General features: G+C 68.5%; 19 protein-coding genes. 8 read left to right on the top strand and 11 right to left on the bottom strand.

What is annotated here, in order from left to right; all coding sequences use genetic code 11:
* Nucleotides 1–14: 14 nt before the first annotated feature.
* The 3 genes from ACFPN9_RS18605 to ACFPN9_RS18595 form a co-directional block, all read right to left on the bottom strand.
* A complete protein-coding gene (locus ACFPN9_RS18605) occupies nucleotides 15–731 on the bottom strand; it encodes an ABC transporter permease (RefSeq protein WP_067253923.1) in 717 nt (238 codons plus the stop codon).
* Nucleotides 728–1,456, bottom strand: a complete 729-nt coding sequence (locus ACFPN9_RS18600) for an ABC transporter permease (protein WP_066715978.1) — start codon at nucleotides 1,454–1,456, stop codon at nucleotides 728–730. Before ACFPN9_RS18600 ends, ACFPN9_RS18605 begins: the two co-directional genes overlap by 4 nt.
* A 72-nt stretch (nucleotides 1,457–1,528) precedes the next feature.
* Nucleotides 1,529–2,308 (bottom strand): transporter substrate-binding domain-containing protein, encoded by a 780-nt coding sequence (locus ACFPN9_RS18595; RefSeq protein ID WP_066715976.1) that lies wholly within the window; start codon nucleotides 2,306–2,308, stop codon nucleotides 1,529–1,531.
* A gap of 246 nt (nucleotides 2,309–2,554) precedes the next feature.
* Between ACFPN9_RS18595 and ACFPN9_RS18590 the strand changes: the two genes are divergently transcribed.
* The gene (locus tag ACFPN9_RS18590) at nucleotides 2,555–3,232 is read left to right on the top strand and encodes a spermidine synthase (protein ID WP_377817430.1); all 678 of its coding nucleotides are present in this window, start codon (nucleotides 2,555–2,557) and stop codon (nucleotides 3,230–3,232) included.
* Nucleotides 3,233–3,241: 9 nt separating this feature from the next.
* On the opposite strand, the gene speB is transcribed toward ACFPN9_RS18590, so the two are convergent.
* Both speB and ACFPN9_RS18580 read right to left on the bottom strand, forming a co-directional pair.
* Nucleotides 3,242–4,294, bottom strand: a complete 1,053-nt coding sequence (speB, locus tag ACFPN9_RS18585) for an agmatinase (RefSeq protein WP_066715972.1) — start codon at nucleotides 4,292–4,294, stop codon at nucleotides 3,242–3,244.
* A gap of 19 nt (nucleotides 4,295–4,313) precedes the next feature.
* Entirely contained in the window at nucleotides 4,314–4,826 is a 513-nt protein-coding gene (locus ACFPN9_RS18580; protein ID WP_197426496.1) for a GNAT family N-acetyltransferase, read from the bottom strand.
* 192 nt (nucleotides 4,827–5,018) lie between these two features.
* On the opposite strand from ACFPN9_RS18580, the gene ACFPN9_RS18575 reads away from it, so the two are divergent.
* The 3 genes from ACFPN9_RS18575 (at nucleotide 5,019) to ACFPN9_RS18565 (ending at nucleotide 7,983) form a co-directional block, all read left to right on the top strand.
* A complete protein-coding gene (locus ACFPN9_RS18575; protein WP_066715969.1) occupies nucleotides 5,019–6,104 on the top strand; it encodes a TRAP transporter substrate-binding protein in 1,086 nt (361 codons plus the stop codon).
* A gap of 243 nt (nucleotides 6,105–6,347) precedes the next feature.
* Entirely contained in the window at nucleotides 6,348–7,442 is a 1,095-nt protein-coding gene (locus tag ACFPN9_RS18570; RefSeq protein WP_066715966.1) for a TRAP transporter substrate-binding protein, read from the top strand.
* 154 nt (nucleotides 7,443–7,596) lie between these two features.
* Nucleotides 7,597–7,983, top strand: a complete 387-nt coding sequence (locus ACFPN9_RS18565; RefSeq protein ID WP_066715965.1) for a porin family protein — start codon at nucleotides 7,597–7,599, stop codon at nucleotides 7,981–7,983.
* 25 nt (nucleotides 7,984–8,008) lie between these two features.
* On the opposite strand, the gene ACFPN9_RS18560 is transcribed toward ACFPN9_RS18565, so the two are convergent.
* The 5 genes from ACFPN9_RS18560 to ACFPN9_RS18540 all read right to left on the bottom strand — a co-directional run bounded on the left by ACFPN9_RS18560 (nucleotide 8,009) and on the right by ACFPN9_RS18540 (nucleotide 10,827).
* Nucleotides 8,009–8,635 (bottom strand): uracil-DNA glycosylase family protein, encoded by a 627-nt coding sequence (locus tag ACFPN9_RS18560; RefSeq protein ID WP_066715963.1) that lies wholly within the window; start codon nucleotides 8,633–8,635, stop codon nucleotides 8,009–8,011.
* Nucleotides 8,632–9,099, bottom strand: a complete 468-nt coding sequence (locus ACFPN9_RS18555) for a hypothetical protein (RefSeq protein WP_066715961.1) — start codon at nucleotides 9,097–9,099, stop codon at nucleotides 8,632–8,634. Before ACFPN9_RS18555 ends, ACFPN9_RS18560 begins: the two co-directional genes overlap by 4 nt.
* Complete coding sequence (locus tag ACFPN9_RS18550) at nucleotides 9,099–9,569, bottom strand: hypothetical protein (RefSeq protein WP_066715960.1); 471 nt, start codon at nucleotides 9,567–9,569, stop codon at nucleotides 9,099–9,101. The genes ACFPN9_RS18555 and ACFPN9_RS18550 overlap by 1 nt, the downstream gene beginning before the upstream one ends.
* Nucleotides 9,569–10,180, bottom strand: coding sequence for a glutathione S-transferase family protein (locus ACFPN9_RS18545; RefSeq protein ID WP_066715988.1), 612 nt, complete (start codon nucleotides 10,178–10,180; stop codon nucleotides 9,569–9,571). Before ACFPN9_RS18545 ends, ACFPN9_RS18550 begins: the two co-directional genes overlap by 1 nt.
* Before the next feature lie 95 nt (nucleotides 10,181–10,275).
* Nucleotides 10,276–10,827: a thermonuclease family protein gene (locus tag ACFPN9_RS18540; RefSeq protein ID WP_082735309.1), complete on the bottom strand. Its 552-nt coding sequence runs from the start codon at nucleotides 10,825–10,827 to the stop codon at nucleotides 10,276–10,278.
* 86 nt (nucleotides 10,828–10,913) lie between these two features.
* On the opposite strand from ACFPN9_RS18540, the gene ACFPN9_RS18535 reads away from it, so the two are divergent.
* Nucleotides 10,914–12,431: a sensor histidine kinase gene (locus tag ACFPN9_RS18535; RefSeq protein ID WP_066715984.1), complete on the top strand. Its 1,518-nt coding sequence runs from the start codon at nucleotides 10,914–10,916 to the stop codon at nucleotides 12,429–12,431.
* A gap of 91 nt (nucleotides 12,432–12,522) precedes the next feature.
* Complete coding sequence (locus tag ACFPN9_RS18530) at nucleotides 12,523–13,644, top strand: D-alanine--D-alanine ligase family protein (protein ID WP_066715959.1); 1,122 nt, start codon at nucleotides 12,523–12,525, stop codon at nucleotides 13,642–13,644.
* Here the strand turns inward: ACFPN9_RS18530 and cobT are convergent.
* Nucleotides 13,632–14,660 (bottom strand): nicotinate-nucleotide--dimethylbenzimidazole phosphoribosyltransferase, encoded by a 1,029-nt coding sequence (gene cobT / locus ACFPN9_RS18525; RefSeq protein WP_066715955.1) that lies wholly within the window; start codon nucleotides 14,658–14,660, stop codon nucleotides 13,632–13,634. The genes ACFPN9_RS18530 and cobT overlap by 13 nt on opposite strands.
* A gap of 81 nt (nucleotides 14,661–14,741) precedes the next feature.
* On the opposite strand from cobT, the gene ACFPN9_RS18520 reads away from it, so the two are divergent.
* Together ACFPN9_RS18520 and ACFPN9_RS18515 are read left to right on the top strand one after the other, a co-directional pair.
* Nucleotides 14,742–15,620 carry an adenosylcobinamide-GDP ribazoletransferase gene (locus ACFPN9_RS18520; protein ID WP_082735308.1) on the top strand — a complete coding sequence of 293 codons (879 nt, stop codon included), beginning with the start codon at nucleotides 14,742–14,744 and terminating at the stop codon, nucleotides 15,618–15,620.
* Complete coding sequence (locus ACFPN9_RS18515) at nucleotides 15,617–15,790, top strand: DUF1289 domain-containing protein (protein WP_066715954.1); 174 nt, start codon at nucleotides 15,617–15,619, stop codon at nucleotides 15,788–15,790. The genes ACFPN9_RS18520 and ACFPN9_RS18515 overlap by 4 nt, the downstream gene beginning before the upstream one ends.
* Nucleotides 15,791–15,806 lie beyond the last annotated feature (16 nt).

Genomic DNA, 15,806 nt, shown 5'->3' with positions numbered 1-15,806 from the left:
GAGGCGCGGTTGCCTCAGCGCAGCGCCATATGTCGCGTCAGGCGCATCTCCAGCCGGTCCCAGACACGCCGGACGATCTCGACCAGCAGCAGATAGAGCAGCGCGGCGTAGAGATAGATCGAGAGATCGAAGGAGCGCGAGAAGGCGAGCCGCGTCGCGCCCATCAGGTCGTAGAGCGTCACCAGCGAGGCGAGCGCGCTCGACTTGATCATCACGATCAGCTCGTTGCCAAGCGGGCGCAGGGCCAGGATCATCGCCTGCGGCAGGATGACGTGGCGCAGGCTCGACCAGCGGTGAAGGCCCAGCGCCAGCGCCCCCTCGAACTGGCCGCGCGGGATCGACTGGATGGCGCCGCGCAGGATCTCCGCCTGATAGGCCGCGGTGTTGATCACGAAGGTCAGGAGCGCGCAGTAGAAGGGCTCGCGGAAGAACCACCACAGGCCGAGATCGGTCCAGAACAGTCGGAACTGGCCAAGGCCGTAATAGACCAGGAAGAGCTGGCAGAGCAGCGGCGTGCCACGGAAGAAGGTGGTGTAGCCGTTGATCAGGGCCTGCGCCCAGCGCGGCCCGTAGAGCCGCGCGACCGCGAGCCCAATCGCGAGCAGGAAGCCGAGCGACACCGAGATCGCGACGAGCTGGAGCGTCAATCCAAGGCCGGTCGCCATCCGGCAGCCATAGTTCTGCAGGACCTCGCTGCCGACGAGAAAGCCCGGATACTCGCACCAGGTCATCGCGTCGCGCCTCCGAAGGCGGCGATGCCGCGGTTGGCGCGCGCTTCCATGCGGCCGATGCCCCAGGCCGAAATCATCGAGAAGAACAGGTAGATCGCCATCGCCGCGCCGAAGAAGAGGAAGGGCTCCTTGGTCGCGACATTGGCGCGGGTGGTGATGAACATGATGTCCGGCAGGGTGATGACCGAGACCAGAGAGGTCTCCTTCAGCAGTACCATCCAGTTGTTGCCCAGCCCCGGCAGCGCGACGCGGATCAGCTGCGGGAACACGACGAGGCGGAAGGCCTGGCCCTTTGTCAGGCCGAGCGCTGCGGCGGCCTCACGCTGGCCCTTCGGAATCGAATTGAGCGCGCCGACCCAGACCTCGCTGGAGAAGGCCGAGAGCACCACGCCGAGCGCGACCATGCCGGCGACGAAGGGCGGCATCGAGAAGGAGCCCGGCAGACCGAGGCGCCGCCAGGCCTCCTGGAGGAGCACCTGGATGCCGAAATAGATGATGTAGAGCGTCAGCAGCTCCGGCACGCCGCGGAAGACGGTGGTGTAGGCCGTTGCCAGCATGCGCGGCAGCGTGCGCTGCGAGCGGGCGCCGAGCGCGACGATTAGGCCGAGGGCCAGCCCGAAGGGCAGCGTCGCCAGCGCGATCGAGATGGTGATGCCGGCGCCCTGGAGCAGAGCGAGCCCCCAGCCGCCTTCGCCGAAACCGAGGAGCGCGAACTTGTCGAACATCGATGAGGGGTGCCGGGCCGGGGAGGCTCAAGCCGGCGCGGGAAGCCGCGCCGGCCGCGAAGGGCGAGCCGATCAGAGGATCGGAATCTTGAAGTACTTGTCGGCGATCTTCTTGTGCGAGCCGTCGGCTATGGTCTCGGCGATGGCCTTGTCGAACATCGCCTTGAGTGCGGTGTCCTCCTTGCGGACGGCGCCGCCGACGCCGGGGCCGTGGATGGTGGGATCGCGGGTGATCTCGCCGATCTTCTTGCAGCAGTCCTTGCCCTTGCCGTTGAGGAAATCCTCGAGCGAGAGCGAATCGGCGATGATGTAGTCGAGGCGGCCGCTGAGCAGGTCGAGGTTCGCCTCCTCCTGAGTCGGATAGGGCCGCGCGGTCGAATCCTTGTAGACCTTCTCGACATAGTTCGAATGGACGGTCGAGCCCTGGACGCCGATCGCCTTGCCCTTCAGGGCGGCGGGCGAGACATCGGTCGAGGTCGTGGTCTTCGGACCGATGATCCAGATCGGCGTCTTGGTGTAGACGGCGGTGAAATCGACGCGCTTCTTGCGCTCGTCGGTGGCGTTCATGCCGGCGATGATGATGTCGTATTTGTTCGAGAGCAGCGCCGGGATGATGCCGTCCCAGTCCTGCACGACCCAGGTGCACTTCACCTTCATCCGCTCGCAGAGCAGGTTGCCGTAGTCGATCTCAAAGCCCTCGAGCTCCTTCTTGGCGTTGAGATTGTTGAATGGCGGATAGGCGCCCTCGGTGCCGATCCGAACCTCCTTCCACTCCTTGGCCTGCGCCAGGGCGCCGCTGGCCCCGACGGCCGTCAGCAGGGCGGCGGCGATGACTCGTGCGAAACCTTTCATGGTACCTCCCAGTGGGTTCGGCCGGCCGGGCGTTCCCGGACCCGTTGCCGGCTCTGCCCACAGATTGGGCGATGGCGCCGCCGGCCCGCAAGGGGGCGCGAGCGGCTTTTGTGAGCCCGCGCGCCGAATTATGCGGCATGCGGATCGTCACCCTCCCGGAGAAGTCCGCTCTGGACGGCGATGCCGGGGTTGCCTACCACCGCCTCGCCCTCCCCTTCGGGAGCCCTGAGACTGTGAGACGCGCCCTTGATCCCCTGGACCCAGCTGGACACGGCCACCCTGCCCGGCGCCAAGGGGCGAGAATTGCGGCTGAAGCGCCGCGGCGCCGAGTTCTCGATCATGCTCGGCACGATCGAACTCATGAACAGCCGTCTCAGCGGCTCGGAGGAGGCACTCGCCACGCTGGTCGCGGCAAGGCTGGCGGGACACACCAAGCCCCGCATCTTGATCGGCGGACTCGGCCTGGGCTTCACGCTGCGCGCCGCGCTGGCGAGTTTCCCGGAGGCGGCCGAGATCACCGTGTCGGAGCTGATCCCCGCCGTGGTCGACTGGGCAAGAGGGCCGATGGCGGAGCTCTTCGCCGGCTGCCTCGACGATCCCCGCGTCAGCATTGCCGTTCAGGATGTCGGCCGCGTCATCGCCGATGGCGCCGGGCGTTACGACGCGATCCTGCTCGATGTCGACAATGGGCCGGAGGCGCTGACGGTCGCCGCCAACGATCGGCTCTACGAGGATGGCGGGCTCGGCCTCGCCAAGGCGGCGCTGCGCCCGGGCGGCATCCTCGCCGTCTGGTCGCAGGGCCCCGACCGGCGTTTCACCGGAAGGCTGCGCCATGCCGGCTTCGCGGTCGAGGAGGTGATGGTGCGGGCCCATCGCGGCAAGTCCGGCGCGCGGCACATCATCTGGCTGGCGCGGAAGGGGTGATCACGCCCCTTAAGGCCGCCCCTTCCCCAGCGCCCGCGCCTCGGCGATCAGGCAGAGTTCGGTGAAGAGCACCTGCGCCGCGCAATGGGCGGTGTTCGAGGTCGCGTCATATTGCGGGGCGATCTCGACCACGTCGGCGGCGACGATGTCGGCGCCCTTCAGCCCGCGCAGGATGGCGAGCGCCTCGCGCGGGGTCAGTCCGCCGACCTCGGGCGTGCCGGTGCCCGGCGCGAAGGCGGGATCGAGGGAATCGACGTCGAAGGAGACATAGGTCGGCCCGTCACCGATGACGGCAAGCGCCTTGGCGATCACGGCGTCGAGGCCGAGCCCGTCCATCTCGTCGGCATGGATCACGGTCATGCCGCTCTCATAGGAGAACTCCCAGAGATATTCGGCGCCGCCGCGGATGCCGATCTGGATGACGCGCTCCGGATCCAGCACGCCATCGAGCACCGCCTGACGGAACGGGCCGCCATGGTGGAACTTCGAGCCTTCATAGGGGCCGGACGTATCGCAATGGGCGTCGATATGGACCATGCCGACCGGCCGCTTCGCGCCGACCGCCTTCAGGATCGAATAGGTGATCGAGTGGTCGCCGCCGACGGCGAGCGGCGAGACGCCGGCCTCGACGATGGTGCGGAACGTCGCCTCGATGTCCTCGTGGCAGCTCTCCAGCGAATAGCGCGAGCGGAAGGGCACATCGCCGATATCGGCCGCCTTGAGCATGGTCAGCGGCGCGGTGCCCATGACATGGTCCATCGGGCCGATGCGCTCGATGGCCCGCACGGCACGGGGCCCGAGCCGCGTACCGGCGCGGTTGGTGACGCCGAGATCCATCGGCAGACCGATGATCGCGACATCGAGCCCTCCAAGGGCCGGAGCGGACAGCGCATCGGGGCGATAGGGCGCGCCGAGAAAGGTCGCGACGTCCGAGAACGGCCATTTCCGCTTGTCACCCTGGAACTGGCCGGCGGCGACCCTGGCGAAGTGGGGATCGTGGATTTCGGCGCCGCTGGCGTCCGCATAGCGCTGCCGCAGCCGCGCGAGCTTCTCTTGGTCCATTCTCACTCCTTGCGGCCTCTCAGGCCGGCAGACGTTCGAGCAGCGTCACGGAACTGCCGTGATAATCCGTCGATCGATAGCTCTTGTATCCGAGCTTGGAGGCGACCCGGAAGGAGGCTTCATGCGCAGGATCGATCATGCAGACGCAACGCCGGTCGCCCTGCGTCGCGGCGAACCAGCCTTGCGCTGCCCGCGCCGCCTCGCTCGCATAGCCCCTGCCATGGGCCGCGGCGGCGAGAATCCAGCCGATCTCGGGCGCCGCGTCGAAATCCGGCCCAAGGTCCCGGCGGCCGTAGAACAAGCCGACCTCTCCGATGACGGCACCGCTCGCCTTCTCCTCGACCATGAACAGGCCGTGCCCGAACAGCGACCAGTGTCCGGCGATGCGCAGGAGACGCTGCCACGCTTCCTCGCGATCGAGCGTGCGCCCTCCGACGAAGCGCACCACAGCAGGATCGCTGCGCCACGCGTGAAGCGCGTCGAGATCATCGGCCTGGGGTGGGCGCAGGCGCAGGCGTTCGGTGTCCAGCATCGGCTGCATTAACCACCTACGGCAACGCCTGGCCAAGAGGGCGCTCAACCTAGTCGAAAGTTGAATGCGACTTGCCCGAAAACGCTCGCGAAGGGCAGAGGCTTCCTCTAGAAAGCTGAGCAAGTCTCAATGCTTGGCGAGCGCGGCCGAACCGCCTCCCACCGCCACAACACTCCGAGGAGATGTCCCCACATGAAGCGCCGTCAGTTCATCCAGACCGCCACCGCAGGCGCCGCCGCCGCGGCGATCGCCTCCCCCGCCGTCGCGCAGGCGAATCCCGAGGTGAAGTGGCGTCTGGCATCCTCCTTCCCGAAGTCGCTGGACACGATCTATGGCGGCGCCGAGGTCATGGCGAAGATGGTCTCCGAGCTGACCGACGGGAAGTTCCAGATCCAGGTCTTCGCGGCCGGCGAAATCGTTCCGGCGCTGCAGGCTGCCGACGCCGTTACCAACGGCACGGTCGAGATGTGCCACACCGTCTCCTACTACTATGTCGGCAAGGACCCGACCTTCGCAGTGGCGGCCTCGGTGCCGTTCGGCCTGAATGCGCGCGGCCAGAACGCCTGGCTCTTCCAGGGCGGCGGCAACGACCTGTTCAACGAGTTCTACAAGAAGTTCAACATCTACGGCCTGCCCTGCGGCAACACCGGCGCCCAGATGGGCGGCTGGTTCCGCAAGGAAATCAAGACGCCGGCGGACCTGCAGGGCCTGAAGATGCGCATCGGCGGCATCGCCGGCCAGGTGCTCGCCAAGCTCGGCGTCGTGCCGCAGCAGATCGGCGGCGGCGACATCTATCCGGCGCTGGAAAAAGGCACCATCGACGGCGCCGAGTGGGTCGGCCCCTATGACGACGAGAAGCTCGGCTTCTCCAAGGTCGCGCCGTTCTACTACTATCCCGGCTTCTGGGAGGGTGGCCCGACCGTCCACGCCTTCGTCAACCTGGAAAAGTGGAACGCGCTGCCGAAGGCCTATCAGGCCGCGCTCACCGCCGCCTGCACCTATGCCAACACCCAGATGGCGGCCCGCTACGACATGCAGAACCCGGCCGCGCTGAAGCGCCTCGTCGGCGCCGGCACGCAGCTGCGCCCCTTCTCGCAGGAAATCCTGGAGGCCTGCCTCAAGGCCTCGAACGAGCTTTACAGCGAGATCTCGGCCAAGAACCCCGAGTTCAAGAAGGCGATCGACGCCATGGCTGCCTTCCGTGGCGACCAGTACCTCTGGTGGCAGGTGGCGGAGCTCAGCTTCGACGTCTTCCAGGTCCGCTCGCGCGCTCGCTGATCTCGCGCTGCGGAGGGCAGCGCCCTCATCCACGGGAAAGCCCGGCTTCGGCCGGGCTTTCTGCGTTTAGGGAACGGCACAGCCGCGCCTCGCGCAGGGCTCCGGCCTTCCCTAACGGAATTCATGCGAAGAACGCATGCTTTGCATGCATTTTTTGCTTGCGCTCACGCTCAGACCTGCTTTGCTGGCGAAATCGTGATGCTCGGCCAACGGGCACACAAGGCTCCAGGGGAGGAGACAGGAATGAAGCGTCGTCAATTTCTGAAGGTAGCGGGCACAGGGGCTGCCGCGGGTGTGATCGCCAGCCCGGCCATCGCGCAGGCGACGCCGGAGGTCCGCTGGCGCGTCACCTCCTCCTTCCCCAAATCGCTCGATACGATTTACGGCGCGTCCGAAGTGCTGGCCAAGGCGGTGTCGGAAGCGACGGACGGAAAGTTCCAGATCCAGGTCTTCGCCGCCGGCGAGATCGTGCCCGGCCTTCAGGCGGCCGACGCGGTGACCAACGGCACCGTCGAGATGTGCCACACCGCATCGTACTACTATGTCGGCAAGGATCCGACCTTCGCCTTCGGCACGGCCGTGCCCTTCGGGCTGAATGCGCGCCAGCAGAACGCCTGGTTCTACCATGGCGGCGGCAACGAGCTGCTGAACGAATTCTACAAGAAATACAACATCTATGCCCTTCCCGGCGGCAATACCGGCTGCCAGATGGGTGGCTGGTTCCGCAAGGAGATCAAGACGGTCGCCGACCTGCAGGGCGTGAAGATGCGCATTGGCGGCTTCGCCGGGCAGGTCTTGTCCAAGCTCGGCGTCGTGCCGCAGCAGATCGCCGGCGGGGACATCTATCCGGCGCTCGAAAAGGGCACCATCGACGCGGCTGAATGGGTGGGCCCCGCGGATGACGAGAAGCTCGGCTTCAACAAGGTCGCGCCGTTCTACTATTACCCCGGCTGGTGGGAGGGCGGCGCTTCGCTGCACTTCTTCCTGAATACGGCCAAATGGGACGCGCTGCCGAAGCTCTACAAATCCGTGCTCACCACCGCAGCGGCGCTGGCGAATGTCGATATGCAGGCCAAGTACGACGCCCGCAATCCTGGCGCGCTCAAGCGTCTCGTCGGCGCCGGAGCCCAGCTGCGGCCGTTCTCGCAGGAGATCCTCGAGGCCTGCCTGAAGGCGTCGAAGGAAGTCTATGCCGAGACCTCGGCGAAGAACCCGGACTTCAAGAAGGTCTACGACGCCATGTCGGCCTTCCGGAACGATGAGTATCTCTGGTTCCAGATCGCCGAATATACCTACGACAACTTCCTGATCCGCGCGCGCGCGGCCAATCAGCTCTGACAAGGAGCGACCGGCCGCTCCGCGGCCCAACTGACCCCACACCCCGGTCGCGAGGCCGGGGTTTTCCGATTCGGGGGCCCGCCCTATGCTGGCGCCACAGCGCCGCCTTCTTGTGCGGCGAGCCTACGGAAGATTCCCTTCTCGGACCGAGCTCATGATCCGCGTAACCGCCACGGCCCTCGCCCTTCTGCTGACCGCGGCGGCGGCTCCGGCCCAGTCGATCGGCGAGCCCCTGCCCGGCCGCGGCCCTGCGAAGCAGCGCGTGAAGCCGGTCCCGGCCGATGTCGGCGGCACGCGCTCCTGCCCCGAATACGGGCCCGGCTTCGTGCGCGTCGAGGGGTCGACCTCCTGCGTCCGCGTCGGCGGGTCGGTGCGGGTCGAGATGGGCAAGAGTTCGCGCAGCGGCTTCGGCACCTCGACCGGCGCGCTGGTCCAGCTCGAAGGACGTGGCGAGTCGACGCTCGGGCCGGTGCGCGGCGTGCTGCGGATGCGCGGGCAGCTCGATCGCGGGCTCGACTCGGGCAGCTACAATTACCGCTGACCGGTTCGGCGTGACGCGCCTGCGCTCATGCCACCAGCCGAGCGACTTCGCGGCGGAGCACGGGCAAAAGCTCCTGCTCGAACCAAGGATGCTTCCGCAGCCAGCCATTGTTGCGCCAAGAGGGATGCGGCAGCGGGATGATGCGAGGCGTCAGCGGCCGATCGAGGATCGTCCGCCATTGCGCCACCGTCTGCGAGAGGGTCCCGCCGCGCGCGGGGCCGAGATGCCAGGCCTGGGCGTACTGCCCGATGGCCAGCACGAGTTCGACCGCAGGCAGCGCAGCGAAGACGCGGTCTCGCCAGAGCGGCGCGCATTCGGCTCGCGGCGGCAGGTCGCTGCCCTTCGCGTCAAGCCCAGGGAAACAATGGCCCATCGGCACGATCGCCACCCGCGACGCGTCGTAGAAGCGAGCCTCGTCGAGGCCGAGCCATTGCCGAAGCCGCACGCCGGACGGATCGGTGAAGGGCCGTCCGCTGGCATGGACCCGTGTCCCCGGCGCCTGCCCAGCGACGCAGAGCCGGGCCGTGGCCGAGGCCTGGACGACCGGACGTGGCTCATGGGGAAGCGGCGGACCGCGCAACGGTGCATCCCGGCAAACCCGGCAGGCCCGCAGCTCGCGCAGAAGGGTGTTCAGCCCGTCCTGCGTCGTCATCGGCGGGCGAGGCGTGCGGAAGGCGGCGCCGCGGAGATCAACCCGTCGCAGCTCCAGGCGGGCGCGCCGGCGCTGGCTCCTTCGGTATCGCCCGCCGCGACGGTTCCCATGGCATTGATCTCGCCACCCGGCTGCCGGCGCAGGATGTAGAGCCGCTCGCTGCGCTCGACCGTGAAGCAATAGGTCCGCCGCGTCTCGCGCGGGCCATAATAGTAGCAGACGGAATCGGCGGTGGTGGTCCAGCAGGCGTCGGTGTTGGGCACGCCGCGGTTATGGCCCGTGGCGCGGCCGTCGGGATGGTGATGTTCGCTGAAGGGGCGGTTGGTGCCGGCATAGCGGCCGGCGACGGTGTTGCCTTCGAAGGCCTTGCGGATCGCCTCGCCGTCGAGGCGCTCCGCGGCGCGCGCGGCGCCGCCCGCCCCCATGAGCACGATGAGGACCGACAGGGCGATCCGAGCCTGCATCACCGCGAAGCGACGCGCCGTCGCGTCATCGGGATCTCCGGCGCCTTCGAGATCAGCCCGTCGCAATACCAGGCCTCGCCATGGTCACTGTGCTTGCGCGGATTGCCCGGCTCGACCGAGGCCAGCGCATTGATCTGGCGATTGCCGGCATTGCGCAGGATGTAGAGGTCGCGGTTCAGCTCCACGGTGAAGCAATGCACCGTGCGCTCGCTCTGCGGGCCATAGTAATAGCAGACCTGGTCGGCGCGTGTGGTCCAGCAAGCGTCGCGGTTCGGCTGCCAGCCATTGTGCCCGAGCGCGCGGCCGTCCGGGTCGTGATACTCGGTGAAGAAGCCGCCATTGGTGTAGCGGCCGCTGACGGTGTTGCCCTCGAAGGCGCGCCGGATCGCACCGCCGTCGAGACGCTCGGCCGCCCGCGCCGGCCCGATCAGCGCGGCCAGCGCCGCCAGCAGGAGGAGGCCGGTCCGCATCAGGCCTTCCAGCTCGGTCGCGCGGTCAACTCGGCATGCCAGCGCCGGATCTGGACGAAATCCTCCGGCAGCGGAATGCGCGAGGGCTTCATGAAGTCAATCGCGATGCCGGCCGTGATGTCGGCGACCGTGAGCTCCTCGCCGCAGACCAAGCGGCTGCCGGCGAGCTGAAGTTCGAGCAGCCAGAGGTGATCGTCGATCTGCTCGCGATTGGCCTCGGCCCATTCGGGCACCTGCGTCTCGAGCTCCGCCATCGAGGGGTGGGAGTGGCGAAACACCGCCGCGACGGCGGCGAAGAGACCGAGCTCGATGCGCCGGTTCCACATCTCGACCAGGGCCTGCTCGCGCGCATCGCGGCCGAAGAGCGGCGGCAGCGGGTGCAGGCTCTCGACATAGCGGCAGATCGCGATGGTCTCGGCCAGGGCCGTCCCGTCGTCCAGCACCAGCACCGGCAGGCGCTGCGCGGGGTTGAGCTTCGTGAAGGCCTCGCTCTTGTGCTCGCGCTTGCCGATGTCGACCGGCACGAGTTCGGGCAGCGGCACGCCCTTCTCGGCGAAGAAAATCCGCACCCTGCGCGGATTGGGAGCCCGCCCGCCATCGTAAAGCTTCATCGAGATCCTCTCCCCGTCGCCGCGCGACCCGACCATGACGGGGGCGGAGCGGTCAATTCCTTTCCAGCCGTTTCGTGATGGTTCTGTGGCGGCCTTCAGTGCGGGTGCATCCGCCGCCAGGTCTCCGGCCGCTCGAACCGCAACGCCCAGAGGCCGCGCCCCGCCGCCTGGGCCTGCGCCTCCTCGCTGCGATAGCCGCCATAGGCGACGGCATGACCCTCGCGCACCAGGGTGGCGTTGATGTCGGTCTCGCCCTGCCGGCATTGCGCCAGCCCCCGGCCGTAGCGATCGATCTTGCCGATCTCGCAGGTGACGAGACCGCGCGCCAGAAGGGCCTCGAGCGCGCGGCGCGACGCGCGACCGCACTCCACCGTGCGCCCGCCGGGATCGGTGCAGGTCTGGCGGAATTCGGGGGCATCCAGGCCCTGCAGCCGCAACTCCTCGCCGGCCAGGCGCAGGGAATCGCCGTCGATCGCGCGGGCGATCCCGACCAGCGAGCGCGCCGGGCCGAGACGGTACTGCAGCACGGCACCCGCGATGGCGAGCAGGCCGAGCAGGCCCAGCGCCACGACGAGGTCGACCGGACGGCCGACCCGCCGCCAGCCGAGGGGGCCATCCTTCCAGCGGGGGAATCCGAAGCGCGCCATCAAGTCGAGCTTAACGATTTGCCGACCATGATGGCAGACCCGGCGCGCACCCCGTGCCCCGGCAGAGGATGTCGCGTTTCTCGACCATGGCGGAAGTGACGGCTGAACAGGTGCAGCGCGGGCGCGGGCCGGACCCGACGGCCGTCGCACGCCGCAAGCTCGTCACCCGCGAGGTCAAGTCCGTGCGCGAGCGGCTGACCTCGTCCACAGGGCTGGAGCGGGCTTTCGACAACGAATTGCTGCGTGTCTTCGCCGAGTATCGGATGAACGGCTCGGTCGGCACGCTGGTCCTGGCTCTCGCGATCGCCGCCGCCGCCTGCCTGTGGGTTCCGGTCTACAAGGTCACGCCCTGGGTCGGTGCGGTGCTGCTGTCGACCATGCTCGTCGTCGTGATGAGCCGGCGCTTCCTGGCGGAACCGGCCAGCGGGGTCGCCATCCGGCGCTGGCGGCGGGCCTTCGCCGTTGCCGAAGGGCTGCAGGGCATCACCTGGGCGCTGATGGTGGTGATCTTCGCGCAGGTGGATGCGCCCGGCGCCAAGGTCTTCGTGACGACGACGCTGCTGATCGTGAGCGCGCTCACCGTGATGCTGGCGGCCTCGATCCCCATGGCGGTTTATGCGGGCATCGTCCCGATCATGATCGGCATCGCCGCCTTCTTCTGGGGGCGCACCGACATGGACAGCCTGACGACCGCGGTCATGGCCGCCGCCGCGCAGCTGTTCTTCGTCTTCCTCGCCAATCGCCTCTATGCCAGCTCGGTCTCGACCATCGCCTTCCGGGCCGAGAAGGACGCGCTGATCGCGGAACTCGAGACCGCGAACGCCAATTCCGACGAGGCTCGGCGCAAGGCGGAAGAGGCCAATCTCGCCAAGTCGCGCTTCCTGGCGACGATGAGCCACGAACTGCGCACGCCGCTCAACGCCATCCTCGGCTTCTCCGAGGTGATGAAGAACGAGGTGTTCGGCGAGCACGCCAACGCCGCCTACAAGGAATATTCCGGCGACATCCATGGCTCGGGGCAGCACCTGCTCGAGCTGATCAACGAGATCCTCGACCTGTCGCGCATCGAGGCCGGCAAATACGAGCTGCATGAGGAGGCGCTGTCGCTCGCCGACATCACGGAGGACTGCCGGCACATGCTCAACCTGCGCGCCAAGGCGAAGAGCCAGACGATCAGGGAGGCGGTCGAGCCCGACCTGCCCAAGGTCTGGGCCGATGAGCGGGCAATCCGACAGGTCGTCCTCAACATCCTCTCGAATGCGATCAAGTTCACGCCGCCGGGCGGCGAGATCACCATCAAGGTCGGCTGGACGGCGAATGGCGGGCAGTATGTCTCGATCGCCGATACCGGCCCCGGCATTCCCGAGGACGAGATCCCGGTCGTCCTGCAGACCTTCGGGCGCGGTTCGCTGGCGATCAAGACGGCCGAACAGGGCTCGGGCCTCGGCCTCCCGATCGTCAAGGGCCTCATCGATCTTCATGGCGGCGGCTTCAGCCTGAAGTCCAAGCCGCGCGCCGGAACGGAGGTGACGGTCACGCTGCCGCCGGTGCGCGTCATGGACACGTTGGCCGCCCTGCCCGAACCCGAAACGCGCGCCGCGTGATTCCTGCCCGAATCGTGCCACAGCTTCCGCCGCCATCTTTCTACCGCCGACCTGCCCTCCCAGCCTCCCCCTGCCCTCGGACTGTTCGATCATGACCCGGAAAACGCGTGTCGCCGTGCTCTATGGCGGGAAATCGGGCGAGCACGAGGTCTCGCTGAAGTCGGCGGCGTCCGTGCTGCGCTATCTCGACCGTGAGCGCTTCGAGCCGGTGCCTGTGAGCATCGACAAGAATGGCCGCTGGCAGTGTCATGATCTGCGCCGGATCGAGGCCGCCAACACGGAGAGCCTGCCGATCCCGGCCGAGTCACCGTCGGTTCGCTTCGAGCCCCAGGCGGATGGACGAACCGCGATCCTGCCCAGCGACGCCGATGCCGCTGCGATCGCGCCCGTGGACGTCGTGTTCCCGGTGATCCATGGCCCGCTCTGCGAGGACGGCTCGCTGCAGGGGCTGCTCGAACTCGCGGGCGCCGCTTATGTCGGCTCGGGCGTGCTCGGCTCGGCGGTCTCGATGCACAAGGACATCGCCAAGCGGCTCGCGGCGCTGGCGGGCCTGCCCGTCGCGCCCTATTTTGCGGTCGCGCGCCGCGACTATCGCCGGGCCCCCGTCGCCGCGACCGAAGCCGCCCGCGCCGGGCTGACGCTGCCGGTCTTCGTCAAGCCCTGCAACATGGGCTCGAGCGTCGGCGTTCACAAAGTGAAGCGCTGGGAGGATCTCGACGCCGCGCTGGCGGACGCCTTCGAATACGACCTCAAGGTCCTCATCGAGCAGGGCATCGACGCCCGCGAGATCGAGGTGGCCGTCCTCGACGGCGAACCGCCGGTGGCGAGCGTCGCCAGCGAGCTCAATGCCGGCCCGCAGCACGAGTTCTACTCCTACGAGGCGAAATACATCGATCAGGACGGCGCCAGCGTCGACCTGCCCGCCCGGCTCGACGCGGCGCAGATGGCGCGCGTGCGGCAGCTCGCCATCGACGCCTTCGTGGCGCTCGACTGCAGCGGGCTGGCGCGCGTCGACTTCTTCCTCGACCGCCAGAGCGGGGCCTTCTACTTCAACGAGATCAACACGCTGCCGGGCTTCACCGCGATCAGCATGTATCCGAAGATGATGGAAGCCTCGGGCATGCCCTACCCCGCCCTTCTGACGCGGCTGGTCGAACTGGCGCAGGAGCGCCATGCCGAGCGGGCGGGGCTGAGGACGAGCTACGAGGCCTGATCCTTCCCCGCCACGCCAGCCTGCGCGAAGGTCGCCATGCCGTTGTGGATCGCGGCCGCCGCCTTGACGAGGCTGGCGGCGAGAGCGGCGCCCGAGCCTTCGCCGAGGCGCATGTCGAGCGCCAGCAGCGGCGCCTTGCCGAGCGTCGCCAGCACCTGCGCATGGGCGCCCTCGGCCGAGAGATGGCCGGCGATGCAGTGGTCGATCGCGGAGGGCTCGATCGCGTGTAGGATGGCGGCGGCGGCCGTCACCACATAACCGTCGAGGATCACGGGAATGCGCTGCGAGCGGGCGGCGATGATGGCGCCGCAGATCGCCGCGACCTCGCGCCCGCCCAGACGGCGCAAGACCTCGAGCGGGTCCTTGAGATGGGGACGGTGGAGCGCGATGCCGGCCTCGACGGCGGCGATCTTCCGCTTCAGCCCGTCATCGTCGAGCCCGGTGCCGCGGCCGCACCAGAAGGCGGCATCGCCGCCATAGAGCGCGGCATAGATCGCGGCGGCCGAGGTGGTGTTGCCGATGCCCATCTCGCCGAGGCAGAGCAGATCCGTGCCGCCGACCAGCGCCTCCATGCCGAAGGCCATGGTGGCGACGCAGGCGCGCTCGTCGAGCGCGTCGGTTTGCGTGAAATCCCCCGTCGACAAATCGAGGGCGAGGTCGAAGACCTTGAAGCCGAGATCGAAGGCGGCGCAAATCTGGTTGATCGCCGCGCCGCCGGCCGCGAAATTCTCCAGCATCTGGCGGGTCACGGCCTGCGGAAAGGCCGAGACACCCTGCGCCACGACGCCGTGATTGCCCGCGAAGACGCAGACCAGGGGACGGTCGACCGAGGGCTTGCCTTTGCCCTGCCAGGCGGCGAGCCATTCGGCGATCTCCTCCATGCGGCCGAGGCTGCCGGCGGGCTTGGTCAGCTCTTTGTCGCGGGCGCGCACCAGGTTGGCGGCCGCCATGTCGGGGCCGGGCATCGCCGCGATCAGCTCGCGGATGTCGTCGAAGGGCAATCCAGAAACGGCCATGGCGGACTCTGTGGCTAAGGACGGGCGGCGAGGCTTCGGCGATGGCCCCGCCATCGTCGCTGCTGCTATAGGCTGCAGGGGATGAAGACAATCGAGGACAGGGATGAGGCGGCGCCGCAGGCCGCACCCGTGCCGCCGGCGAATGCCGAGCCGGCCTGGCCGGGCTGGGCCGTGGCCACCGCGATCTGCATCCGCTTCTATTCGCGCCTGCCGGTGCCGGCCCTGCCTGGCGAGGCCGATCCCCATGCCGCGCCCGATTTCCGCACCGTGCCGCGCGCCCTGCCCTTCGCGGCGCTGATCATCGCCCTGCCGGCGGCATTCGTGCTGGCTGGAGCCGGAGCCGCGGGGCTCGGCGGGCTGCTCTCGGCCACGCTCGCCATCGCGACGCTGGCCCTGACGACGGGCGCCCTCCATGAGGACGGGCTCGCCGACAGCGCAGACGGGCTCTTCGGCGGGCGCACGCCGGAGCGCCGGCTCGAGATCATGAAGGACAGCCGGCTCGGCAGCTATGGCGCCCTGGCGATGGGACTGGCGCTGCTGCTGCGCGTCTTCGCGCTGGCGCTGATCCTCGACCGGGCCGGGCCTCTGGCAGCGAGCGGTGCCCTCATGGCGGCGGCCGTGCTGTCGCGCCTGTCGGGCCTGCATCTGCTGGCCGGGATGGCGCCGGCCCGCCCGGTGGGTGCCTCGGCGTCGGTCGGGCGGCCGAGCCTGCAGACCGCCTGGCTGGCCTCCGCCCTTGGCCTCTTGCTCGCGGGCGGGCTCGCGCTGCCGTTTCGACTGCCACTCGCGGGGCTCGGGCTCGGGCTCGCGCTGATCGCCCTCGATGCGCTTCTCGTCAGGCGCCTTTGCCGGCGGCTGATCGGCGGCCAGACCGGCGATATCGCGGGAGCGACGCAGCAGCTCGACGAGATCGTGCTCTATCTCGGCTTCGCGCTGATGCTGGGGACTGGCCTGTCGTGACCGGCATCTCCTCGCCCTGCATCAAGCTCTGCCAGCTCGACCCGGCGACGCGGCTCTGCCTCGGCTGCGGCCGCTCGCTCGACGAGATCGGGCGCTGGAGCCACCTGAGCGAGGCGGAGCGCCTCGCGATCATGGCGCGGCTGGCGGGGCAGACGCCCCGCAAGACCTGAGGCGCGGCGTCGGCGC

Origin of the sequence: Allobosea massiliensis (genome assembly GCF_042655245.1) — a bacterium.
In the GTDB taxonomy this organism is placed as follows: Bacteria; Pseudomonadota; Alphaproteobacteria; order Rhizobiales; family Beijerinckiaceae; genus Allobosea; species Allobosea massiliensis.
The sequence above is the reverse complement of the archived record's forward strand: the minus strand, read 5'-3'. Positions and strand labels throughout refer to the sequence as shown.